The sequence below is a fragment of the Sinomonas cellulolyticus genome, assembly GCF_014656475.1.
Classification (GTDB): domain Bacteria; phylum Actinomycetota; class Actinomycetes; order Actinomycetales; family Micrococcaceae; genus Sinomonas; species Sinomonas cellulolyticus.
In genome coordinates this window covers 1-23,237 of sequence record NZ_BNCM01000015.1, presented here as the reverse complement: position 1 = coordinate 23,237, position 23,237 = coordinate 1, and the positions used below count along the sequence as shown (strand labels likewise).

The 23,237-nt window shown below is 70.7% G+C and carries 21 protein-coding genes and 1 pseudogene; 6 read left to right on the top strand and 16 right to left on the bottom strand.

What is annotated here, in order from left to right; all coding sequences use genetic code 11:
* Positions 1-29: 29 nt before the first annotated feature.
* Positions 30-1,088 carry a Gfo/Idh/MocA family oxidoreductase gene (locus tag IE231_RS15680; RefSeq protein ID WP_189694932.1) on the bottom strand — a complete coding sequence of 353 codons (1,059 nt, stop codon included), beginning with the start codon at positions 1,086-1,088 and terminating at the stop codon, positions 30-32.
* A 127-nt stretch (positions 1,089-1,215) separates the two neighbouring features.
* On the opposite strand from IE231_RS15680, the gene IE231_RS15675 reads away from it, so the two are divergent.
* Positions 1,216-2,277, top strand: a complete 1,062-nt coding sequence (locus IE231_RS15675) for a LacI family DNA-binding transcriptional regulator (RefSeq protein ID WP_189694931.1) — start codon at positions 1,216-1,218, stop codon at positions 2,275-2,277.
* A gap of 96 nt (positions 2,278-2,373) precedes the next feature.
* Positions 2,374-3,861, top strand: coding sequence for an amino acid permease (locus IE231_RS15670; protein ID WP_189694930.1), 1,488 nt, complete (start codon positions 2,374-2,376; stop codon positions 3,859-3,861).
* A gap of 40 nt (positions 3,862-3,901) precedes the next feature.
* Here IE231_RS15670 and IE231_RS15665 read toward each other — a convergent pair whose 3' ends face one another.
* From IE231_RS15665 to IE231_RS15655, 3 genes and pseudogenes are all read right to left on the bottom strand, one after another.
* Entirely contained in the window at positions 3,902-4,477 is a 576-nt protein-coding gene (locus tag IE231_RS15665; RefSeq protein WP_189694929.1) for an HhH-GPD-type base excision DNA repair protein, read from the bottom strand.
* A gap of 141 nt (positions 4,478-4,618) precedes the next feature.
* Positions 4,619-5,386 carry a TIM barrel protein gene (locus tag IE231_RS15660; protein WP_229867223.1) on the bottom strand — a complete coding sequence of 256 codons (768 nt, stop codon included), beginning with the start codon at positions 5,384-5,386 and terminating at the stop codon, positions 4,619-4,621.
* Positions 5,383-6,509, bottom strand: a pseudogene (locus IE231_RS15655) (Gfo/Idh/MocA family oxidoreductase). The gene IE231_RS15660 and the pseudogene IE231_RS15655 overlap by 4 nt, the downstream one beginning before the upstream one ends.
* Before the next feature lie 130 nt (positions 6,510-6,639).
* Between IE231_RS15655 and IE231_RS15650 the strand changes: the two are divergent.
* Positions 6,640-7,659, top strand: a complete 1,020-nt coding sequence (locus IE231_RS15650) for a LacI family DNA-binding transcriptional regulator (protein WP_229867221.1) — start codon at positions 6,640-6,642, stop codon at positions 7,657-7,659.
* A 37-nt stretch (positions 7,660-7,696) separates the two neighbouring features.
* Here IE231_RS15650 and IE231_RS15645 read toward each other — a convergent pair whose 3' ends face one another.
* On the bottom strand, positions 7,697-8,716 hold the full coding sequence (locus IE231_RS15645; RefSeq protein WP_189694928.1) for a sugar phosphate isomerase/epimerase family protein: 1,020 nt from the start codon (positions 8,714-8,716) through the stop codon (positions 7,697-7,699).
* Between the two features lie 34 nt (positions 8,717-8,750).
* A complete protein-coding gene (locus IE231_RS15640) occupies positions 8,751-9,974 on the bottom strand; it encodes a Gfo/Idh/MocA family protein (protein WP_189694927.1) in 1,224 nt (407 codons plus the stop codon).
* Positions 9,975-10,112: 138 nt separating this feature from the next.
* Between IE231_RS15640 and IE231_RS15635 the strand changes: the two genes are divergently transcribed.
* On the top strand, positions 10,113-11,159 hold the full coding sequence (locus IE231_RS15635; RefSeq protein ID WP_189694926.1) for a LacI family DNA-binding transcriptional regulator: 1,047 nt from the start codon (positions 10,113-10,115) through the stop codon (positions 11,157-11,159).
* Positions 11,160-11,180: 21 nt separating this feature from the next.
* On the opposite strand, the gene IE231_RS15630 is transcribed toward IE231_RS15635, so the two are convergent.
* From IE231_RS15630 to IE231_RS15610, 5 genes are all read right to left on the bottom strand, one after another.
* Positions 11,181-12,206, bottom strand: a complete 1,026-nt coding sequence (locus tag IE231_RS15630) for a Gfo/Idh/MocA family protein (RefSeq protein WP_189694925.1) — start codon at positions 12,204-12,206, stop codon at positions 11,181-11,183.
* Positions 12,203-13,207 carry a Gfo/Idh/MocA family oxidoreductase gene (locus IE231_RS15625; RefSeq protein ID WP_189694924.1) on the bottom strand — a complete coding sequence of 335 codons (1,005 nt, stop codon included), beginning with the start codon at positions 13,205-13,207 and terminating at the stop codon, positions 12,203-12,205. The genes IE231_RS15630 and IE231_RS15625 overlap by 4 nt, the downstream gene beginning before the upstream one ends.
* A gap of 181 nt (positions 13,208-13,388) precedes the next feature.
* The gene (locus IE231_RS15620) at positions 13,389-14,303 is read right to left on the bottom strand and encodes an ATP-binding cassette domain-containing protein (protein WP_189694987.1); all 915 of its coding nucleotides are present in this window, start codon (positions 14,301-14,303) and stop codon (positions 13,389-13,391) included.
* A gap of 18 nt (positions 14,304-14,321) precedes the next feature.
* Positions 14,322-15,374 (bottom strand): ABC transporter permease, encoded by a 1,053-nt coding sequence (locus IE231_RS15615; RefSeq protein WP_189694923.1) that lies wholly within the window; start codon positions 15,372-15,374, stop codon positions 14,322-14,324.
* Positions 15,375-15,440: 66 nt separating this feature from the next.
* Positions 15,441-16,430, bottom strand: coding sequence for a substrate-binding domain-containing protein (locus IE231_RS15610; RefSeq protein WP_189694922.1), 990 nt, complete (start codon positions 16,428-16,430; stop codon positions 15,441-15,443).
* A 318-nt stretch (positions 16,431-16,748) separates the two neighbouring features.
* On the opposite strand from IE231_RS15610, the gene IE231_RS15605 reads away from it, so the two are divergent.
* Positions 16,749-17,489, top strand: coding sequence for a GntR family transcriptional regulator (locus IE231_RS15605; RefSeq protein WP_189694921.1), 741 nt, complete (start codon positions 16,749-16,751; stop codon positions 17,487-17,489).
* A gap of 38 nt (positions 17,490-17,527) precedes the next feature.
* Entirely contained in the window at positions 17,528-18,436 is a 909-nt protein-coding gene (gene iolB / locus IE231_RS15600) for a 5-deoxy-glucuronate isomerase (protein WP_189694920.1), read from the top strand.
* On the opposite strand, the gene IE231_RS15595 is transcribed toward iolB, so the two are convergent.
* From IE231_RS15595 to IE231_RS15575, 5 genes are all read right to left on the bottom strand, one after another.
* Positions 18,433-19,317, bottom strand: a complete 885-nt coding sequence (locus IE231_RS15595; RefSeq protein ID WP_229867219.1) for a hypothetical protein — start codon at positions 19,315-19,317, stop codon at positions 18,433-18,435. The two genes, iolB and IE231_RS15595, sit on opposite strands and share 4 nt — an antisense overlap.
* 169 nt (positions 19,318-19,486) lie before the next feature.
* Positions 19,487-20,374, bottom strand: coding sequence for a sugar phosphate isomerase/epimerase family protein (locus tag IE231_RS15590; RefSeq protein ID WP_189694919.1), 888 nt, complete (start codon positions 20,372-20,374; stop codon positions 19,487-19,489).
* Positions 20,371-21,408, bottom strand: coding sequence for a Gfo/Idh/MocA family protein (locus IE231_RS15585; RefSeq protein ID WP_189694918.1), 1,038 nt, complete (start codon positions 21,406-21,408; stop codon positions 20,371-20,373). The genes IE231_RS15590 and IE231_RS15585 overlap by 4 nt, the downstream gene beginning before the upstream one ends.
* Positions 21,409-21,435: 27 nt before the next feature.
* Positions 21,436-22,359, bottom strand: a complete 924-nt coding sequence (locus tag IE231_RS15580) for a sugar phosphate isomerase/epimerase family protein (protein ID WP_189694917.1) — start codon at positions 22,357-22,359, stop codon at positions 21,436-21,438.
* Between the two features lie 23 nt (positions 22,360-22,382).
* Positions 22,383-23,237: aldehyde dehydrogenase family protein (locus IE231_RS15575; protein ID WP_189694916.1), on the bottom strand; the 855-nt coding region annotated here is incomplete at its 5' end.

Sequence of the window (23,237 nt, the reverse complement as noted above, 5' to 3'; positions counted from 1 at the left end):
GCCGACGTCGTCGTCGCCGGCTGCGGCGCTCACGCGCGCGCGGCCACCGCAACCCTCACCGGGGCTCCGGTCTCGAGGGACTCCTGCGCGGCGTCGGCCACGCGGGAGGCCGCGACGGCGTCCTCGGGAGTGCAGGGGTTCTCGCGCTCGCCCAGCACGAGCTCGACGAACGCGCCGAGCTCGGCCCGGTAGGCGGCGTCGAAGCGCTCGGCGAACGTCTCGTGCGTTTCGCCCGCGGGAAAGGCCACGTCCGGCTCCGTGGACCGGAGCGCGGTCTTCTCGTCCAGGCCCACCATCACCGAGGACTTCGAACCCTGGACCTCGAGGCGGACGTCGTGCCCGGCGCCGTTGTAGCGGGTCGCGGACACGGTGCCGACCGTCCCGTCGTCGAAGGTCACGACGGCGAGCGCCGTGTCGACGTCGCCGATCTCCCCGATGGCCGGGTCGCCGTTGTTGGAGCCACGTGCATAGACCTCCACGATCTCGCGGCCCGTGAGCCACCGGAGGATGTCGAAGTCGTGGACCGAGCAGTCACGGAAGAGGCCGCCCGAAGTCGCGAGGAACTCGATCGAGGGCGGGAACATGTCTCCCGTCATGGCGCGGAGGGAGTGGATCCAGCCGATCTCGCCGGCGTCGAAGCTCCGCTTGGCCTCGAGGTAGCCGGCGTCGAAGCGGCGCTGGTGGCCGATCTGCACCGTTCCGCCCTTGTCCACGATGTACGCGAGGATCGGCAGCGAATCCGCCACGGACCCGGCCACCGGCTTCTCGCAGAACACCGGGACGCCGGCGTCGACGCCGGCCCGGATGAGCTCGGGGTGGGTCTGCGTGCCGGTGGCGATGACGAGCCCGTCGACCCCGCGGGCAATCAGGCCCGGGGCCCCGCCCGGCACGAACTCCGCCCCGACCTCGGCGGCCACGCCGCGCGCGTGCTCCTCGGCGACGTCCGTGAGCGCGAGGCGCAGGTCGATCCCACGCTTGGCGAATGCCGGGACGAGGGCGGCGATGTTCCTCGCGTGCATGACTCCGATCCGGCCGACTCCTACGAGGCCGAGGGCCACTGTTCTGATGGGCGTGGTGGGCTGGGCCATGGACACTCCTTTGTCGCTCCGGAACGCCTATGGGAACGTTCCAATATCCTGCACTAGAGTATGCACAGGACCGGGACTTCCGGTCAAGGTTTGTCCTGACAAGTCGTCGACCAGATGGAGGTGCCGGATGGCGAAGTCGGTCACGATCCTGGACGTCGCCGCGCGGGCAGGTGTCTCGAAATCCGCGGCGTCGCTGGCCCTGCGCGGCACCGGCTACGTGAGCGACGCCAAGCGGCAGGCCGTCCTCGCGGCCGCGGCGGATCTCGGCTACCGCCCCAACGCCGCAGCGCGGGCCATGGGCTCGGCGCGCAGCGGAATCGTAGGCCTCATCCTCGACGACCTCCGCAACCCCTGGTTCGTCCCGGCCGTCGAGGGGCTCTCGGAGGGCCTCCACGAGGCTGGGCTCAGCCCGCTGCTGGGCGACTGGCGGCTTGAGGGCGCGGCACTCGCGGAGCGGTTCCTCGAGCTGCGCGTCGAGGGCCTGATCCTCGTCGGGACCCTCGACGGCGCGGTCGCCCTCCCCGAGCACGGCACCGTCCCCGTGATCCAGGTCGGCGCCGCGAGCGCCCAGGTCGCCGGCGCCTCCGTGGTGACGAATGACGACGCCGAGGGCGCCCGCCGCGTGGTCCGCCACCTCGCCGCGCTGGGGCACCGCAGGATCGCGCACCTCTCGGCCCCCGGCACGGCCGTGGGCGAGGCGCGTCGGACCGGATTCGAAGACGAGTCCCGACTCGCCGGACTCGAGGCAGTCGCCGTCCAGGCAGGCCTGACCGAGGAGGCGGGCCGGCGGGCCGCCCTGGCCGCGCTCAGCACAGGTCCTCGGCCGACGGCGCTGTTCGCCGTCAACGACATGGCCGCCTTCGGTGCGCTCTCCGCGGCAGAGGAGCTCGGGCTCCGCGTCCCCGGGGACCTCTCGCTCGCGGGCTACGACGACACGCCGGCCTCGAGGCTGCGGGCCGTCGGCCTCACGAGCGTGGACAACGCAAGCCGCGAGGCGGGACGGGTAGCGGCGCGGCTCCTCGCGGAGCGCGTCGGCCGTGGGCCACGGGTTCGCGCGGCAGGCCCGGCGCAGGCGGAGGAGGGAACGGGGAGCGCGGCGGCTCCCCCCGCCGTCGTGCTCCTCGAGCCGGAGCTCAAGGTGCGCACCAGCACGGCGCCGCCGCCCGACGCCGTGGGCCGGACATCGTGAACCAACCGGATCGCGCAGCCAACCGCTGACGTGCCCCAGAACCCGGAGTAGCGTGCGGAGGGTCGAGCACCACAGCACGCGAAGAGGAGCGTCGCGATGTCGGAATCCAAACGGCCGGAATCGAGCCAGGCGAACCATTCCATACTCCGCCGCAAGCCAATCGGCGAGATCGAGGAGGAGCAGGGCATCGGCCATCTCTCCAAGTCCCTGGGGCTGTGGCAGCTGACCGCGATCGGCGTGGGCGGGATCATCGGTGCGGGCATCTTCTCGCTCGCGGGCGCAGTGGCCCACAAGACCGCCGGACCCGCCGTGCTCATCTCCTTCCTCATCGCGGGCGTCGCGAGTGCCGCCGCGGCGCTCTCCTACGCCGAGTTCGCCGGAATGATCCCCAAGGCTGGCTCCGCCTACACCTACGGGTACGCGTCTCTCGGCGAGGTGGTGGGCTGGTTCATCGGCTGGGACCTCCTGCTCGAGTACACGGCCATCGTCGCCGTCGTCGCAATCGGCATCTCCGGGTACTTCGGGTTCCTGGTGGGCCAGCTGGGCGTCGACCTGCCGGCGTGGATGCTCGGCGCCCCCGGCACCGGGGAGGGCCACGTCGTCGACCTCTTCGCGATCATCCTGTGCCTGCTCACGGCCTGGATCCTGACGCGTGGCATCCAGAGCACGGGCCGGTTCGAGCTGTTCGTCGTGGCGCTGAAGGTACTCCTCGTGGTGGTCATCGTGGTGCTCGGCGTGTTCCACATCAACAGCGCCAACTACCACCCGTACTTCCCGTTCGGGTTCGGGGGGGTCATGACCGGCGCGGCCACGGTGTTCTTCGCGGTGTTCGGCTACGACGCCATGAGCACCGCCGCCGAGGAGTCGAGGGACGCCACGAAGCACATGCCCAAGGCGATCATCTACTCGCTCGTCATCGCGATGGCCCTGTACGTCCTCGCCACGCTCGTGCTCACGGGCATGCAGAACTACACCCAGATCGACCCCAAGTCAGGCTTCGCAACGGCGTTCGCCTCGGTGGGCCTCGGCGGGGTCGCGGACATCATCGCCGTCGGGGCAATCATCTCGATCCTCACGGTCATGCTCACGTTCATGCTCGGCGTGACGCGCGTCTGGTTCTCCATGAGCCGCGACGGGCTGCTCCCCAAGTGGTTCGCCAGGACCGACCCCAAGCGCCACGTCCCCACCCGCGTCACATGGATCGTCGGCATCGGCTCGGCCCTGCTGGCGGGCGTGCTGCCCATCAACACGGTCGCCGAGCTGACCAACATCGGCATCCTCTCCGCCTTCGTGGTGGTGTGCATCGCGGTCATCGCGCTGCGCTACCGCAGCCCCGAGATCCCCCGCTCCTTCAGGACCCCGTGGATGCCAGTGGTGCCAGCCGTAGGCGTCCTCTTCTCGCTCTGGCTCATCATCTCCCTGCCGTGGGAGACCTGGGTGCGGTTCGGGGTCTGGCTCGTGATCGGCCTTGCCATCTACTTCGGCTACTCACGCCGGCACTCGCTCCTCAACCCGGCCAGCCCGCGGCACGCGGACGCCGGGGCGGCCGGAGGAGGGGGCGCCCCCGGGCACGCCGGGGGCTGAGCCGGCCACGCGGTACTGTGCTGGGGCCGTGGGGCGCGTCCTACGAGGACTTCGCCTTCGCCGCCGCCTTCATGGCCCGTTTGTGTTCACGGACCTTCCCGAGCGACTCCGGCGAGACGATGTCCGCCACGCTGCGGTACGAGCCCTCCTCGCCGTACGGGGCGCAGGCCTCCCGCCAGCCGGCGCCCTCGTAGCCGTACTGCTTGCCGAGCAGCGCGAGGAAGATCTTGGCCTTCTGCTCGCCGAATCCCGGGAGCTTCTTGAGCCGCTTGAGCGTCTCGGCCCCGTCCGGGCCGCCCTGGGTCCAGATCGCCGACGCGTCGTCGCCCCACTCCCCCTCGACCGCTGCGCACAGCGCTTGCACCCGGGCCGCCATCGAGCCGGGGAAGCGGTGCACGGCGGGGGTCTCCTTGAACAGCGCCGCGAACTCGTCGGGGTTCATGTGCGCGAGGGCGGCCGCGTCGAGGGTGCCGGCCCGGTCCGCGATCTTGAGCGGACCCGCGAACGCGGTCTCCATGGGGACCTGTTGGTCCAGGAGCATCCCGATCAGCAGCGCGAGGGGATCCTCGGTGAGCAGGCGGTCGGCGTCGGCGTCGCCTGTGATGTGCAGGGTCATGCCGCCAGTCTTCCACCCACCGCGGGCCGGGTCGACCGCCCGGCCCTCAGACGTGGGAGTGGTGCACCGAACTGCACAACTCAGCTCCCGTATCGGTCGAATCCGGCCGCGTCGCGGGCCGAGTTATGCAGTCTGGCAGGCCTATCGCTCGAACGCCGTCCCGAAGGCCTTCAGGGCGTCGTCCGGATCAGCGGCGGCGTAGGCCTCCATCCCGACCGTCCCGTCATATCCGGCCCCCGCGAGCGCGCGGTGCACGGCCGCGTAGTTGATCTCACCCGTGCCTGGCTCGCAGCGGCCGGGCACGTCCGCGACCTGGATCTCGCCGATCCACGGCAGGGCCTCGCGCACGAGTTCGATGAGGTTCCCCTCCCCGATCTGGGCATGGTAGAGGTCGAGCATGAGCCTCACGTTCGGGTGGTCCACGGCCTTCACGAGCGCGAGCGTGTCCTTGGCCCGCGCGAGTGGGATGCCCGGGTGGTCGAGGACGGTGTTGAGGTTCTCGAGGCAGAACGTGAGGCCGTGCCTCGCACCGAGCTCGCCGAGCCGCTCGAGCGCCTTGGCGGCCGTGAGCCACATGGCCGCGTCCGAGCGCCAGTGGGGCCGCGCGGCCTGCCCGTCCACGAGCTCGGCTGGGTGCACCACGAGGCGTTCGACGCCGAGCTGGAGTGCCGTGGGGATGAGGCCTTCCGCGGTGCTCACCACCTGGTCGGCGGTGTCCGGCTCCACGAGTGACCCGGACACATAGCCCGTCATCGACGAGAAGCGGGCACCGGTGGCCTTGAGCTCCGCGATGTCCTTGGTACGGGAGTCCCACATCTCGACGTCGAACCCGGCCTCGTGGATCCGCCGGACCCGCTCGGCGAACGGCAGGCCCGTGAAGACCATCTCGGCACAGACGGCGAGCCTCACGGCGCCGCCCCGGCGACGGCCTGCGCGCCTTCCGGCGCAGCGTCGAGCGTCGAACCGACCACGTCGGCCGGCGCCCCGCTCTGCACCGACTCGATGCACGCGCGGGCGACGGCGAGTGCTCGCCTCGCGTCGGCGAGGCCTGGCGTGAGCGGCACGCCGTGGTCGGGCGACTCCGCGCCGTCCCGACGCGCGGCGACGTGGACAGCAAAGTCGGCGAGCTCGTCGCGGTAGGCGTCGGCAAAGAGCTCGATGTTCAAACGCGGGGTCTCGGCACCCAAGCCCGCGGCGGTGTAGCGGCGGGCTGCGGTCTCCGTCGGACGACCTGCCTGGACCATCCCGGCCGAGCCGAAGGTCTCCCCGCGCACGTCGTAGCCGTAGAGCGCGGAGAAGCTGGCCTCGGCAACGGCGATGGCTCCGTTGCTGTACCGGATCGTGACGACCGCCGTGTCGATGAAGCCCGCGGGCTTGAACAAGGGCTCCACGAGGGCATCCGCGAGGACGTGGACGGTGAGCGGTTCGGCGCCGGGGTTCATCCAGTTGAGGGCGTCGAAGTCGTGGATGAGCGTTTCGAGGAACATGGTCCACTGCGGGACGCGGGCGGCGTTCGGGATCGAGCCGGTGCCCGGGTCCCGCGTGAGGGACCGGAGGAGCTGGGGCGTGCCGATGACGCCGGCGGCGAGGTCGCGGCGGGCGGCGAGGAAATCGGAGCCATAGCGGCGGTTGAAGCCAATCTGCCAGTGCACGCCCGCCTCGGCGACCGCGGCTTCGACCTCTCCGAGCTCCTCGAGCGTCGTCGAACCGGGCTTCTCGCAGAACACGTGCTTGCCCGCGCGGGCGGCGGCAATCGAGAGCGGCGCGTGGAACCGGATGGGCCGGCGATGACGACTGCGTCGATCTCGGGGTCCGCGAAGAGGTCGGCTGCCTCCGCGGTGACCTTCTCGACGCCGAGCTCTGCCGCGAGCTTCGTGGCGGCCTCAACAGCGGGGTCGGCGATCGCCGCGAGCGTCGCCCCCGGGATCCACTGTGCGAGGCTGCGGGCGTGGAACGCCCCCATCCAGCCGGCGCCGATGAGTCCGATGCGCACGGGCGGGGTCCGCGACGAGTCGACGGTCTGGTAGCTCATGGGGTCCTCCCAAGGTTGAGAACGGTGATCTAGATCGATCTAGTTCCGGCCAGTGTGGCATGACTTCCCATCGCTGTCTAGATCGATCTAGTACAGTGTGGGGAAGCATCCCGGCGGCAGAGGAGGACCCGTGGCCAAGCGCCCCACCATGGCAGACGTCGCGGCCGAAGCCAGCGTCTCCCGTGCGCTCGTCTCGATCGTCTTCCGCGGCGTCCCGGGCGCGAGCGATGCCACCCGCGAACGTGTCCTCGCCGCTGCGGAGCGCCTCGGCTACCGACCCGACACCCGCGCCCGCCTCCTGCGCAGTGCACGGAGCCGGCTGCTCGGCGTCGTCTTCGCGCTCGACGGCGCGTTCCACGGCGAGCTCGTTGAGGCCCTCTACCCCGCGGCCGCCGTGGCCGGGTTCGATCTCGCCCTGTCCGCGCGCGGGCCGCGGCGCTCTGAGGACGAGGCGCTCCAGTCCCTTCTGGATCTCGGCGTCGAGGCCATCCTCGTCCTGGCCCCGGACAGCACGCCAGACGCGCTCTCGGCCCTCCCGCTCCCGGTGGTCTCTCTCCTCGAGCCGCAGGCGCCCCGTACCGTCTCGAGCGTCGCGACGGACGAGTCCGCCGGCGTCGAGCTCGCCGTCGCGCACCTCAGGGGCCTGGGGCACGGCCGGATCGCGCACATCGACGGCGGCTCGGCCGTGGGCGCCGCCGCGCGCCGTGACGCGTTCCGACTCCTGGCCGGCCGGGACGCCATCGTCGTCCCGGGAGGGCCGCATGACGCTGACGGCATGCATGCGGCCAGGATGCTCCTCGCCCTCGCCGCCGCCCGCCGGCACGAGGCACCCACCGCGGCCGTCGTCTTCAACGACGAGGGCGCGCTCGGCGTCGTCCACGTGCTGCGGGCCGCCGGCCTCCGCGTGCCCGAGGACCTCTCCGTCGTCGGCTACGACGACTCCCATCTGGCGGCCCTTGCGCATGTGGGCCTCACGAGCGTGCGCCAGGACCCCGACGCCCTCGCGGCGGCGGCGGTCCGCGCGGCCGCCGAGGCACTCGAGGGGCGGCACGAGCACGTCTTGGTCCCCCCGTCGCTCACGGTGAGGTCGAGCACCGCGCCGCCGCCCGCGGTGATCCGGCCCGACTGGCCGGCGCGCTTCCTGGCCTGAAGGTAGGCAGACCTCGGGTACGGGCGGCGCACGGAGCTCAGGCGCGCGCCGGAGTGTCCTCTCCGATCATCCGGGCGGCCTCGAGCAGGACCCCGGCGGCGACCTCGAGTCCCTCGATCCGGCCGAGGGAGACGTCCTCGTGCTCGATGTTGACCATCATCTCGGCGTCCACGTCGCGCAGGGCGGACAGGAACTCGGCCCAGTAGGCGGCGTCGTGCCCGCGGCCCAGCGCGACGAAGTCCCACGCGGAGTCCTTGGGCCACTCGTTGGCCCACTCGTCCCCGCCGAGGTTGGTGCGGGGCTCGTCCGCGGAGAGCCGGCGGAAGCGGTTGTCCAGGACGCCGTAGAGCTTGGCGTTCTCCGGGTTGACCCGCACGTCCTTCGCGGCGGCGTGGAACACGAGCGGGCCGAGCTCGCGGACCACCGCGACGGGGTCCATCTGCTGCCAGAACAGGTGAGACGCGTCCAGCTCGACACCGACGTGCGTGGCGCCCGTCAGCTCGACGAGCTTGTACACGTCCGCGGTGTTGAACACGATGTTCTGCGGGTGCAGCTCGAGCGCGACCTTGACGCCGTGGTCCGCGGCGAGCCGGTCCGTCTCGCGCCAGAAGTCGGCGGCGATGCCCCACTGGTAGTCCAGCACGTCCAGCGCCGCCGAGTTCCACGCGTTGACGACCCAGTTCGTCACGGTCGCGCCGGGCTCTCCACCGGGCAGACCGGACATGGTCACGACGCGGTTCTGGCCGAGGCGCTCGGCGAGGCGGATCGAGCGGCGGATGTCCTCGGCGTGCTTCTGCGCGATCTCGGCCTTGGGGTGCAGCGGGTTGCCGTTGCAGTTCAGGCCGGCGATGCCGACCCCGGTGCCTTCGAAGATCCCGAGGTAGTCGTCGCGGGCGGCGTCGCTGACGAGGATGTCGTCAAACGTGGGGACGTGGACGGCGGGCAGGAAGCCGCCGGTGTTGATCTCGATCCCCGTCAGGCCGAGGCCGGCGATGACCTCGAGGGCCTCGGGCAGGGGGCGGTCGTGCAGGATTGCGTTGTAGACGCCGAGCTTCATGGTGGTCTCCTTGGGTTCTCGTGGGGGCGCTGGGTCAGCGCACGACGGCGGGCGCGGGCTTCTGCGCGGACGGCACCTCGACGCGGCGGCCGGAAGCGGCGGCCGAGGCGGCAACGGCGTCGAGGATCTCCATGTTGCGCACGCCCTCATCGAACGTCGCATTCCGCGGAAGGGACTCGGCCTCGGACAGGCCCGCGACCTCCTCGAGGAACGCGCGCGCCTGGTAGCCGAAGGCGTCGTTCTGGCCGAAGCCGACGCTGGGGGCGTCCATGGCCAGGCCACCTGCGATGTACGGGTGGTCGGGGCCGAGGATCACCTGGCGGTAGCCGTTCTGCGCGGAGGGGCCCTCGTTGAGGAAGAGGCCGATCTCGGACGGGCGGCGCTGGTCGAAGACGGCCGCGCCGTTCTCGCAGAACACCTCGAACATGAGCGAGTTTGCGTGGCCGGCGGCGACGCGGGAGACCGAGAGCGAGCCGATGCACGAGGAGAACTCGGCCGAGAAGGACGCAACGTCGTCGTTCTCCACCGGCTCGAAGGTGTCCGAGACAGCGGCGTGGTCATGGCCCATGACGGCGCCGAGCGGGAGCGGGCGCTGCGTGATTGCGGTGGAGAGCTGCCCGCCCGAGACGGTCTGGATGTCTCCGCAGAGGAACTCGCCCACGTAGGCGAGGTGGGAGCCGACGTCGGCGAGCGCGCCCGAGCCCGGTCCGCCCTTGTAGCGCCAGCTCATGGGCGCCTGCGCGCTGCAGCCGTAGTCGGTCCAGTAGCGGCCGGAGAAGTGGAGCGGGCGGCCGAGGGTGCCGTCCTGGATGAGCTCGCGGACCGCAGCAATGCCGGGCGTGCGGCGGTACGTGAAGCCGATGCGGCCGAGGACGCCTCGCTCCTCGGCAGCGCGCGCGGCGCTGGCCATCGCGCGGGCGTCGGCGAGGGTGTCGGAGAGCGGCTTCTCGCACAGGACGTGCTTGCCGGCGGCCAGGAGGCCCTCGACGACCTCGCGGTGGAGCGAGTTCGCGATGACCACGGAGACCACGTCGATGTCGTCCGCCTCGGCGATGGCCTGCCAGCTCGAGTCGTGGCGCTCGTAGCTGAAGCGGGTCGCGGCGGCGCGCCCGAACTCGGCGTTGACGTCCCCGATCGAGACGAGGCGGATCTCGGGGAGGGTGGGGTTGTAGAGGGTGCTGGCGGTGCGGTAGGCGGCGGCGTGGGCCTTGCCGGCCATGCCTGCGCCGATGACGGCGACGCCGAGGGGCTTGCTCATGTCTCTCTCCTTCGAGGGGGTCCAGCGCGGCCGGCAGCCGTGGAAGCGCAATTTGGAGCGCTCCAAAAGAGCGTAAGGCCGGATACTTTGTCCTGTCAATGGCAGTCGAAATGCGGCTGCTGGTGCCATGATGGACCCGTGCCGACCGATGCTGCCCCTCGCCCCACGATCTACGACGTGGCCCAGCGGGCCGGCGTGTCCAAGTCCCTGGTTTCCCTCGTCCTGCGCGACGCCCCGCACGTGAGCGATGCGCGCCGGGAGGCCGTGCTTGCGGCGATCGAGGAGCTCGGCTACCGGCCGTCCCGGGCCGCGAGCGTCCTCGCGAGCCAGCGGACGCGCACGGTCGGCGTCCTCATCGACGACTTCCACAACCCGTGGTTCGTCGAACTCCTCGCGGGCCTCCGCTCCGTCCTCGACCCGGCAGGGTACACGGCGAGTGTCGCGGACCTCGCACTCGAGTCCGCCTCGGGCCGCAACCCCGTGGACGGCTTCCTCGCGATGCACGTCGACGCCCTCGTCCTCGCCGCGGACCCCGCGCCCGGGACGCTCGACGGCGTGGCCGCGCCGATCGTCGTCGCCGGCACCCGGGATCTCGGCACAGCGGGCGGCGCGGGGGCCGACGGCGGATTGGCCGCCGACGTCGTCGCAGGCGACGACGCGCTCGGGTCGCGGCTCGCGACCGAGCATCTGATCGGGCTGGGCCACCGGAAGATCGGGCACCTTGCCGGCGGCAGCGGGCCGGGCGCCGAACGCCGCCGCGGATACGAGGCCACCATGGAGGAGGCCGGGCTCGTGGCGCTCGTGGCCGGCAGCGGAGGGACATCGGAGGCCGACGGGTACGCGGCCGCGTGCGCCCTCCTCGACGCGCACCCCGACGTCACGGGAATCGTCGCGGGCAACGACGTCATGGCAGTGGGATCCCTCGCCGCGCTGCGGGAACGGGGACTGTCCGTGCCCGGCGACGTCTCCGTGGTGGGCCACGACGACTCGCCGCTTGCCTCGTACCGGTACCTCGCCCTCACGAGCGTGGACGGCCACTCGCGAGACGTCGGGGCGGCGGCGGCGCGGGCGCTCCTGGACCGGCTCGACGCCCCCGACGCTCCCCCGCTCCGCGAGCTCCTCGCGCCGGACCTCGTGGTTCGGGGCTCGACGGCCCCGCCCCGCCGATCCGCCCCCACCGTCTGACGGTCAGACGCGGGGGTGCCGCTACTCCCCCGGGTACACGATCCCGACCTGCCGCCGCAGCTCGTCCGCGACGCCCAGCGCGAGGATGCTCGCCTCGAGCGGGCGCTCGGCCACCTCCGTCAGACCCGCCGCGATGGCCCTAGCCGCGGCGGCGGCCTGGAAGTGCAGCCCATCCACGTGCGAACCGGGCGCGCCGTCCCAGCGGTGGGTCCCGCCGTCGGCCGTGCGGACCGTCAAGCCGCCGGGCGCGTTGAACGGCCCGTCAAACGTCAGGGCGGCCTCCGTGCCGACCACGGTGAGCCGCGCGGGCGTGAACCCGAGCATCGTCGTGGTGAGGGTGGCCTGCGCCCCACCCGGGAAGCCGAGGAGGGCGGACAGCTGCCCGTTCACGCCATTCCCCAGCGGCGTCCCCAGCCCCAGGACGCGCTCCGGCTCGCCGAGGATGTCCGTGGCGAGGGCGAGCAGGTAGACGCCGAGGTCGAGGAGCGGGCCGCCGGCGAGCGCCGGGTCGTGCGCGCGGTGGCTCGACGGAAGGTACTCGCCGTAGTCGCCCACGACGGCGGTCAGCTCGCCCAAGTGCCCGCCGCGGATGAGCTGCCGCGCGACGTCGTACGAGGGCAGGAAGGCGGTCCAGAGAGCCTCGGCGGCGAACAGCCCCCGGGACCCCGCGGCGTCTGCGATCTTCTGTGCCTCCGCGGCGCTGACGCCGAGGGGCTTCTCGACGAGCACGTGCTTGCCGGCCTCGAGGGCGGCGAGGGCCACCTCGAGGTGGGCCGTGTGGGGCGTGGCGACGTAGACGACGTCGACCTCGGGGTCCGAGGCGAGCGCCTCGTACGAGCCGTGCGCGCGCAGCCCGCGAGGCGCGGCGAAGGTCTCGGCGCGGTCAGTCGAGCGGGAGCCGACGGCCGTCACGCGCTGTGTGCCGTGGAGGCGGAGGGAGTCCGCGAACCGCTCGGCGATCCAGCCCGGCCCGGCGATCCCCCACCGCAGGCTCGGCGCCTCGGCCGCGTCGGGGACGCGGGTCTGCGGGAACTGGAACGCGCTCACCCGTGCACCACCGGCACGAACGCGCCGCCGGCGTCGATCGAAGCCACGAGCGCGGCGCCGATCTCGGACGCACGGAGGCCGTCCCGGGCGGTCGCGAGGGGCGACGGCGCGCCGGTCGCCAGGGAGTCGATCCACGCCTTGAGCTCGATCCGGTAGGCGTCGGCGAAGCGCGGGCGCCAGTCCGCGGGGTACTCGGTCGCGCGGCGCCGGTCGAGGTTGACCTCGAGGAGCGGCGACTCGGTGAAGCTCGCAGTCCCGCGTTCCCCCACGACCTCGAGGCGCGTCGAGTAGCCGTACTCGGCGTTGAGGAACAGCTCGAGCGTCACGAGCGTGCCGTCCGCCATGCGCAGGAGCATGAAAGCGGGGTCCTGGAGGCCGGCCGGCGCGAGCGCGGACGTCTTGCGCCCGGAGACCCACGCGACCTCGGCCACGGAGGTACCGAGGAGCCACGGCATCGAGTCGAGCTCGTGGATAGTGGAGTTGGTGATGGCGGAGACGTTGGTCGCGTCCGGGGCGGAGCGCACGTTGCGGCTCACGCAGTGCGCCGTGAGGACGTCGCCGAATTCCCCGGCCTCGAGCCGCCGCTTGAGCTCCGTGTGGGCCGGATCGAAGCGGCGCATGAAGCCCAGCGAGACGAGGCTGCGGCCGAGTTCCTCGGCGACGGCCTCCTCCGCCTGGACGACGGTGCGCCCCTCCTCGACCGTCGGCGCGAGCGGCTTCTCGCACAGGACGGGCTTGCGCGCGTCGAGGCACGCGAGGAGCAGGTCGGCATGGGTCGAGTCGTGCGAGGCGATGACGACGGCGTCGACGTCCCGGTCCTTGATGAGCGCCTTCGGGTCCGTGGTGCTGCGAGCGCCAGCGGGACCGGCAGCGGCAGCCGCGCGGCCGGCGTCGAGGTCCGCGACGAGCGAGACGGCCGCGCCACTGACCGCGCCCGCAAGGTTGCGCACGTGGTCGGCGCCCATGATTCCGGCGCCGATGACGCCCACTCTGATGGTCATGAAGTCTCTTCTCCGGGGTAGTGGAACGTTCCAAGATAGTGTCCAGACCATCTAAGGCGTCCACACTTTGTCCTGTCAAGCCCTGACCGCTGATGGCTGCGGGGCGGGCCGGGCGACGCACGACGACGGCGCGGTCGGCCGGGTGCCGCGCCGCGCCGTCGTGCGTCCCTCACACGTGACGTCAGGCCTTGGGGGCCTCCGCCTCGACGGCGGCGGCTTCCGCCTTGACCTCCTGGAGGGCCTGGTTGTGGCCGCCGAGCTGTTCGAGCTCGTGGGCAAGCTCGGCAAGCTCGGCGCCGCCGGCCATCTGGGCGGTGAGTTCCTCGAGGGTGATGTCCTTCTTGTCGTAGTAGCCGATCGAGCGGCCCCGCTTCAGGAGCAGGAACCGGTCCCCGACGGGGAAGGCGTGGTGCGGGTTGTGGGTGATGAAGATGACCCCCAGCCCGCGGTCCCTGGCCTGGAGGATGTAGCGCAGCACAACCCCGGACTGCTTCACGCCCAAGGCCGCGGTGGGCTCATCCAGGATCAGGACCTTGGCCCCGAAGTACACCGCCCGGGCGATGGCCACGCACTGGCGCTCGCCGCCGGAGAGCTGGCCGATGGGCTGCTCGACATCGCGCAGGTCGATGCCCATGTCGGCGAGCTCCTTCTTGGTGATCTCCTTCATTCTGGCCACGTCCATGCGCTTGAACGGGCCCCACCCGGTGGTCAGCTCGGAGCCGAGGAAGAAGTTGCGCCAGATGGGCATGAGCGAGACGACGGCGAGGTCCTGGTAGACCGCGGCGATGCCCGCGTCCAGGGCCTCCCGCGGGCTGCTCAGCTTCCGCTCCTCGCCCAGGATGGTGAATTTTCCCGCATCGTGCTGGTGCAGGCCGGCGATGATCTTGATCAGCGTCGACTTGCCCGCGCCGTTGTCGCCCAGGACGCAGGTCACGCGGCCGTTGTCCACGGCCATGGTCACGTCCCGCAGGGCGATGACATTCCCGTAGTGCTTGCCCACGCCGTCCAGGCGCAGCAGGTGCACGGGCCGGTCGGTGAGGGGATCGGTCTCCCCGGCCGCAGCCAGGAGGTCCTTGTTGCTGACGACTTCTGCCATGGTGGTCACGTCCCGTCCCTACTTCAGTTCCGCGCGCTTCTTGACGATGAGGTTCACGATCGTGGCCAGCAGGAGCATCAGGCCCAGGAAGAACTTGAACCAGTCCGGGTTCCACTGCGCGTACACGATGCCCTTGTTGGCCATGCCGAAGATGAACGCGCCGATCGCCCCGCCCACCGCGGACCCGTACCCGCCGGTGAGCAGGCACCCGCCGATCACCGCGGCGATGATGTAGAGGAACTCGTTGCCCACGCCCTCGCCCGACTGGACCGAGTCGAAGGCGAAGAGGTTGTGCATGCCCAGCAGCCAGCCGCAGAACCCGACGCCCATGAACAGCCCGATCTTCGTGGCCGTCACCGGCACGCCCACGGCGCGGGCAGCGTTGGCGTCCCCGCCCACAGAGAAGATCCAGTTCCCTACCCGAGTGCGCAGCAGGATCCACGAGGCGATCACCACCAGCACGATCCAGTAGAAGACCGTGATCTTCACATCGACCCCTGCGATGGTCACCGAGGAGGCGAAGACGGCCTTCGCCGCGGCGAAGCCGTCCATCTGCGCGATCGACGGGGAGGAGACCGCACCCCCGATCGCACGGGTCAAGGCCAGGTTCAGGCCCGTGAGCATCAGGAACGTCGCGAGGGTCACGATGAACGAGGGCAGCTTGGTCTTGGCCTGGATCCACCCGTTGACGAACCCGATGCCGAGCGAGACGGCCAGCGCCAGCACGACACCGACCCAGACGTTCAGGCCGAAGTTCCACGAGAACAGGGACGCGCTCAGGGCCGAGGAGATCACCGCGACACCGGCGGAGAGGTCGAACTCCCCGCCGATCATCAGCAGGGACACGCCCACCGCCATGATCCCGATGGTCGAGGACCCGTACAGCACCGTCGCGAACGCGCTCGGCTGCAGGAACGTGCTCGAGACGGCGGAGAAGAAGATGAACAGGACGATCGCGCCCACAAGGGCGCCCACCTCGGGACGCCCGAGAAGCTTCTGGAACGGACCACGACGCCCGACCCTCTCGTCCGCGATCGGCGCCGGGGCCGAAGGCAATGTTGCAGTTGCCATGAGGAATGCTCCTTGGTAGATGGGCCGCGCGGCGGGCGACGCCGCGCGGCCCGGTACCGCTGCGGCCTAGCGAACGCCCTGCTGGGCGAACTTGAGGACATCGGACGCGTTGGACTTGTCGACGATGGTCGGACCCGTCAGGACGGGCTGCCCACCACCCAGCTTGAATCCACCCCGCTTGTTCTGCCAGAGCGCATCCACGGACATGTAGCCCTGGAGCCACGGCTGCTGGTCGACCGTGAAGATGACCTTGCCGTCCACGATGTCCTGGGCGAGCTCGGCATTCAGGTCGAAGGACGCGACCTTAGCGGCGCTGCCGGCATCGGAGACCGACTTGAGCAGCGTGATCGTGATCGGGGCGCCGAGGCCGATGATGACGTCGGCGTCCTTGGTGGCCTGCAGCTTGGCGGTCGCGGTCGACTGCACCGAGGTCATGTCCTGGCCGTTGACGTAGAGCACCTCGGTGCCGGGGACCTTCTCCTTGACGCCCGCGCAGCGGTTCTCGAGGCCAACGTGGCCCTGCTGCTGGATGACGCAGATGGGGTGCTTGAAGCCGCCCGAGGCGAGCTTGGAGCCGACGGCCTCGCCGGCGAGCTTCTCGTTGGAGCCGAAGTGGGTGAAGGCGCCCAGCTGAGCGGAGACGTCCTCGCCGGCATTGAGGCTCACCACCGGAATGCCCGCATCGGTGGCCTTCTTGACGACGTCCTTGAGGGCGTCCGGCGTCGCGAGCGTGACGGCGATGCCGTCCACCTTCTGGTCGATGGCCTGCTGGACGAGCTGGGCCTGACGACCGGCCTCGGGGTCATTGAGGTACTGGAGGTCGACGTTGTCCTTGGCCGCGGCCTCCTCGGCGCCCTTGCGCACGATGTCCCAGAACGTGTCGCCCGCCGCGGCGTGGGTGATGAGCGCAACCTTGATTCTCGGCGTCGAGACAGCCTGGCCGCCGCCGGCGCTGGTGTCAGTGGCCTGCTTGCCGCCGGCGGAGCACGCGGCGAGGGCGAGCATCGGGACGGCGAGCGCTGCGACTGCTGCGCGGCGCCACGAGTACTTCGTCACGGGGAATCTCCTTCGATCCGTGGCCCTGCCGCTGACGTTCCGCCGCGGCTCGTGGGCCTTGGCTTGATCTTGGGTGATTCACTTCACACATGTCAATAGTTTGTCTACACATAAGCACTAATTGCCTCGCACCTTGCGGACGGCACGCGCTATTTGTCACGCCTCCATGACATACACCTTGGACCGGACTGCCGCGGAAGAAGGCTGACATCGTGCGGCAGGCAGTGCTACGATCAAGACGGAGATTTTGTCCTATCAAACAAACATGCGGACAGGGCCCCGCGCAGCGCCCCGGAAGCCTGGACCCAAGGAGGGGTCATGGCAGCAACCCTCAACATCGCGATCGACCGTTCGTCCCCGGTCCCCCTGTACCACCAGGTGGTGCAGGGCATCGAGGCGATGATCCGCAGCGGCGCCCTCGAGCCCGGCTCGAAGCTCGAGAACGAGATCGACCTCGCCGCCCAGCTGAACCTGTCCCGACCCACCATGCGCAAGGCCATGGACGAGCTCGTCCGCGCGGGCCTGCTCGTCCGCAAGCGAGGCGTGGGCACGCAGGTGGTGGCGAGCCAGGTGCGCCGTCACCTCGAGCTCTCCAGCCTCTTCGACGACCTCGCGAGCGGCGGCAAGAAGCCGACCACCCAGGTGCTCAACTTCCGTCACGGCCCCGCCGAGCCGGACATAGCGGAGACGCTCCAGCTTCCTTCCGGCGTCGGGATCTACCACTTTACCCGCCTCCGCTCGGTGGACGAGAAGCCACTCGCGCTCATGGAGAACTGGGTGCGCGACGACGTCGCAGAGCTCACCGAAGGCGGGCTGAAGGAGCACGGAATGTACCAGATGCTGCGCGACGCCGGGGTCAACTTCCGTCTCGCCAACCAGCGCATCGGCGCCGCGGTGGCGGACGAGTACCAGGCCGACCTGCTCGGGGTCGCGCCCGGGTCGGCGCTCGTGACCATGGAGCGCACGGCCGTCGACGATACCGGCCGCAGCGTCGAGACCGGCCGGCACGTGTACCGCGCCGACTCGTACAGCTTCGAGATGACGTTGGTCCAGCGCTAGGCACGGCCAGCGCTGACCGCCCCGACGAAAGGAATAGCATGACGGATTGGGTCTACCCCCTCGGTTCGGCCGAGGACGGGGACTGGCAGGTCTCCCTCGGCGCGCACGACAGCAGCCTCGCGGTCGAGGGCTGGGCGCACACGGGGCTCAAGGTCGCCGAGCTCGCCCCGGGCGCCTCGGTCTCGCTCGACGCTGCGCACGAGGAGCGCATCATCGTCCCGCTGGAGGGCGCCTTCGAGGTGACGGTCGACGGCGAGTCCCACTCCCTGCGCGGCCGCGCCTCGGTCTTCGCGGGCCCGAGCGACGTGCTGTACACGGGTATGGGCCACGCGGTGGAGATCCGCACGCGCGACGGCGGCCGGGTCGCCGTCGCCCTCGCCCCGGCCAAGGCCTCGTACCCCACGCGGCTGGTCCGGGCCGAGGAGACCCCGGTGGAGCTGCGGGGGGCGGGGAGCTGCTCGCGCCAGGTGCACAACTTCGGCACGCCGGCGGCGCTGGAGGCGGACCGGTTCATCGTGTGCGAGGTCATCACGCCCGCCGGCAACTGGTCCTCGTACCCGCCCCACAAGCACGACGAGGAGAAGGAGGGCGAGACCTCCCTCGAGGAGATCTACTACTTCGAGACCCGGCTCGCGCCCGGCTCGCCGGTCGAGGCGGCCGGGGCTCCCGCGGGCCAGGACCCGGTCGGGTACGCCCGGGTATACGCCTCGGACACCCGGCCCATCGACGTCAATGCCGAGGTGCGCACGGGCGACGTCGTGCTCGTACCGTATGGCTGGCACGGCCCCGCCATGGCGGCCCCCGGCTACGACCTGTACTACCTGAACGTCATGGCCGGGGCCGGCCGGGTGCGGGAGTGGCTGATCAGCGACGACCCGCACCACGGCTGGATCCGTTCGACGTGGGACTCCCAGCAGGTCGACCCACGCCTGCCCTTCACGGCCTAGTAGCCCGAGGAGCTCGCGCTCGACGACGCGGTCGAGCTGGACATGCCCGAGGATCCCGAGCCGGTGGACGAGCCCGAAGTGCTCGACGAGGTCGAGCTGGACATCGACGACGTGGAGCTGGACGTCGACGACGGGCTCGAGGTCCCGGAGGACGTGCTCGTGGACGAGGAGCCGCTGGCCTTGTGCAGCACGTCGTTCACGAGGCCCTCGAGTTCGGACTGGTCGCTGTCGCCGAGGTTGCCGCCGCTCTTGGTCGCCACCACGAGCAGGCGGCCCTGGGCACCCGAGACCTGCATGAGCATGTCCGAGCTGTTGCCGCCGCGGGTGCTGGTTGTGCCGAAGGTCTCGGCAGCATCGGTCTTGGCCTGGAGCTGCTTGCTCTCCACGGTCACCTTCTGCCCGAGCACCGAGACGGTGAACTTCGAGCAGCTGCTCATCTTGCTCTCGATGTTCTTCAGGACCTGCTGTGAGTCGGGGCCCTGGGAGCCTGACTGCGCCGAGACCGTGCGCGGCTTCTGGCTGTCCGAGATCGCCACTGCCACCGAGCCGCTGTCCACGCTGTCCACGAGCCCAGCCGTCGCGATGGACTTGCAGTCGCTCGGGTCCACGGTGGCCGTGCCGAGCAGGATCTTGCCGAGGTCCTTGCCCTGGTTCACCTGCTCCTTCGAGTACAGCTTCAGCTCGTTGCCGTCAGAGTCCTTCAGGCCCGAGACCATGCTGCGCAGGTCATTGTCCGAGTAGACCTTGGCGCTCGCGCTGGCCGATCCGCTCGCTGAGCCGCTGGGCGACGCCGACGGCGAACTGCTGCCGCCCGAGCACGCCGCCAGCACAAGTGCGGCGGTTCCCGCCATACCTACGCCGAGTAGTTTCCTGGTGTCCATCTCATCCTCCGTCCGACGCGCGCTGCGTCACCCGGAGGCATACCCCGCCCCCTGCCGGGCCAACCGGAGCAGTCCTCACCGTGTCCAAGGTGCAACACAGCGAGCCGCCAGACCCGTGAGGTCTGGCGGCTCGTCGGTGTACGTCGTGTGGCGGGGGAACCGCGACGGCTCAGGCGCCGGCCGCCCCCCGGACCTTCTCGGTACGGTCCTTCATCTGCTCGAGCTGGTAGCGGGAGGCCTCGGTCGCGTTCTCATCCTCGGCGAAGACCGAAGAGACCATGACGGTGTCGTCGCGGTCGAGGAAGCCGATCTCACCGAGGCCGGCGAAGAACTCGTCGAAGTTCACGTCGCCGTCCCCGATCTTGAGGTGCTGGTGCACGCGGACGGCGTTGCCGGGCGGGTTGGTGATGTACCGCAGCCCGTGGGAGGCATGGTGGTCCATCGTGTCGGAGACGTGGACCACGCGGATCCGCTCCCCCGCGGCCCGCATGATCTCCAGCGGCGAGTCCTTCATGTGGAAGGTGTGCGAGGCGACGTAGACCATGCCGACATTGGGCGAGTTGAGGCCGCGGATCACCCGCAGCGCTGCGAGGCCCTCCTCGACGAAGTCGTCGGGGTGCGGATCGATCGCGACGTGGATGCCCTCGCGCTCGATGATCGGCAGGAGCTCCTCCATGGACTTGTAGAAGCAGGCCTCGGACTCCTCCGGCTGCTCCGGCCTGCCCGAGAACTCCGTGTTCATCTGGGCGCAGCCGAGGTCCACCGTGATCTGGATGGCGCGCTTCCAGTACCGCACGGCGGCCTCGCGGGCCGCCTCGTCCGGCCCGGACCAGCGGAGCACGGGCAGCACCGAGGCGACCTCCACTCCCGCGTCCGCGCACGCCTTGCGGAACTCGCGCACGAGCTCGTCGTCGGCCTTGGGGTGCGTGAAGAACGGGATCATGTCCCGGTGCGGGGTCAGCTGGAGGTACCCGTACCCGAGCTCCGCGGCGAGCGCCGGGAACTCGAGCAGCGAGTGGGTCGAGTGGAACGGGGTGGGGTCCAGGGCGAGCTTCACTGTGCCGCTCCCCCGGCCGCAGCGCCGTACAGTGCGGGCTTCTCGTTCAGGGCCACCGCGACCTTCTCCCCGGTCTTCTGCGCCTCGACGCCGGCCTCGCAGCACGCCGCCGTCGCGTAGCCGTCCCAGGCCGAGGGGCCGCCGATCTCGCCGCGGAGGGCGGCGTCGACCCAGGTCTGGACCTCGACGTCGTACGCCGCGCCGAAGCGCTCGATGAAGCTCGGCGTCACGGCGCCCCCCCACCGGCCGGCGCGCCGCAGGTAGGCGCCGGCGTCGCGGCCGATGTCCACAATGCCGTCCTCGAACGCCGCCTGCGTCGCGACCTCGTAGCCGAACTGCGCGTTGACGAAGATCTCCACGTCGGCGAGAACCCCGGACTCGGTCTGGATGAGGACGTGCTGCGGATCGTGCTGGCCCGCCGGGGCCTTCGAGGAGGCCTTGCCGAGGCGGACCTGTACGGAGGTGATCTCCTCGCCGGTGAGGTAACGGATCACGTCGAACTCGTGGACCACGGAGTCGTTGATGAGCATCTCGTTCGTGAAGCCCGCTGGGGTGTCCGGATTGCGGTGCCGGCAGTGCAGCATGAGCAGCTCGCCGAGCTCGCCCGAACGGACCAGCCCGCCCAGCTGCGCATACTCGGCGTCGAACCGGCGCATGAACCCCACCTGGATGCGCTTGCGGCCCAGCTTCTGCTCCGCCTCGACGACCTTCCAGGCCGACGCCGCGTCGGGAGTGAGCGGCTTCTCGCACAGGATCGGGAGGTCGAGCTCGAGGGCCTCGAGGAGCGCCTGCTCGTGGAGGAAGCCGGGGGTCGCGATCACGGCGGCGTTGATGCCGCCGGCGCGGTAGGCCTCGGCGGCGGTCGCGAACGCCTGAGCGCCGGGGATGTCCGCGATCGCTGCCTTGGCCCGGTCCAAGTCGATGTCGATGACGGCGGCCACCTCGGCGCCGTGGATGCGCGTGTGGAGGCGCTGGATGTGGTCCGCGCCCATGCGGCCGGCGCCGATGACGGCGACGCGCAGGTTCTCAGCCATGGAGGGTTCCTTTCGGGAGTGCTCGCGTCAGGAGACGCGCGTGCGGGAGCCGCACGAGAGGAGGTAGTTGCGGGTGCGCTTGGCGATCGGCATCGGCACGTCGAACGCGACGGGGTACATGTCCTGCTCGACGATGCCGAAGATCGGGCGGGCGAGCTTCTCGACCTCCTCGATGACCTCGCGCAGGTCCGGCAGGCCGCCGGGGGGTTCGGTCATGACGCCGGCCGTGTTGGCGGCGGCGAAGGTGAGGTTCTCGGCGCGCACGCGCTCCATGACGCCCGGGTCGACCTGCTTGAGGTGCAGGTAGCCGATGCGCTCGGGATACTTGCGGATGAGGTCCACGCTGCTCGCGCCGCCGTACTCGGCGTGGCCCGTGTCGAGGCACAGGTTCAGCAGCGCCGGGTCGGTGTTCTTCAGCAGCGTCTCGATGTCGTCCTGCGTGAGCACGTGCGAGTCGGCGTGCGAGTGGAACTGCTGCGCGAGCCCGAACTGCTCCGACAGCCGGCGTCCCAGCTCGTCATGGCCAGTGAAGAGCGAGTCCCACTGCTCGGAGGAGAGGACCTGGTTCTCGAGGGCCTCCCCCGTGACGTCGTCGCGCCACATGGCGGGGATGACGACGATGTGCTCGCCACCGATCGCCGCAGTCAGCTCGGCCACGCGCCGGGCCGGCTCCCAGGCCTCCTCGAACGCCGCGTCGCCCGGCCGTCCGCCGCGGTGGAACGCGGTGAACACCGTGCCTGCCGAGACCTTGAGGTCACGGGCCGCGAGCTCGTCGGCGAGGCGGGACGGGTCGGTGGGGAGGTAGCCGTAGGGGCCGAGCTCGATCCACTTGTAGCCCGACTCGACCACCTCGTCGAGGAAGCGCTCCCACGGGGTCTGCTTCGGGTCGTCGGCGAACCAGACGCCCCACGAGTCGGGGGCCGTGCCGATGATGAGCTTGTTCTCAGTCATGTCTCTGCTCCGTGTGGCTGCGCTCAGTTGGAGGGGAAGTTGTAGGAGGCGCCGGAGGCGTGGGTGGGTTCGGGCCAGCGCTGGGTGATGACCTTGGCGCGGGTGTAGAACGCGACGCCTTCTTCGCCGTAGATGTGCTTGTCGCCGAAGAGGGAGTTCTTCCAGCCGCCGAAGGAGTGGTAGGCGACGGGGACGGGGATGGGGACGTTGACCCCGATCATGCCCACGTGCACCCCGCGGTGGAACTTGCGCGCGTTGGAGCCGGAGGAGGTGAAGATCGCGGTGCCGTTGCCGTAGGGGTTGGAGTTGATCAGCTCGATGGCCTCCTCCACGGTTTCGACCCGGACCACGGAGAGGACGGGGCCGAAGATCTCCTCGGTGTAGGCGTCCATGCCGGTGCCGACCTGGTCGATCACGGTGGGCCCGAACCAGTTCCCGCCCTCCTTCCCGGCCACGGTGAACTCCCGCCCGTCCACGACCAGCTCCGCCCCGGCCTCGGCGGCTGCGGTCACGATGCCCTTCATCCGCTCCTTGGAGGCGGCGGTGATGATCGGGCCCATCTCCGCGTCCGGGTCGGTGCCCTCGGCGACCTTGACCGCCTGCGCCCGCTCGGCGACCCTGCCCACGATCGCGTCGGCGGCCTCCCCGACCGCGACGGCGACCGAGATGGCCATGCACCGCTCCCCCGCGGAGCCGAACGCGGCCGCGGAGAGGTGGTCCGCGGCGTTGTCCATGTCCGCGTCCGGGAGGATGATCGCGTGGTTCTTCGCCCCGCCCAGGGCCTGGACGCGCTTGCCGTGCGCGGTGGCGGTCTCGTGGACGTACTTCGCGATCGGGGTCGAGCCGACGAACGAGATGGCGTCCACGTCCGGGTGGGT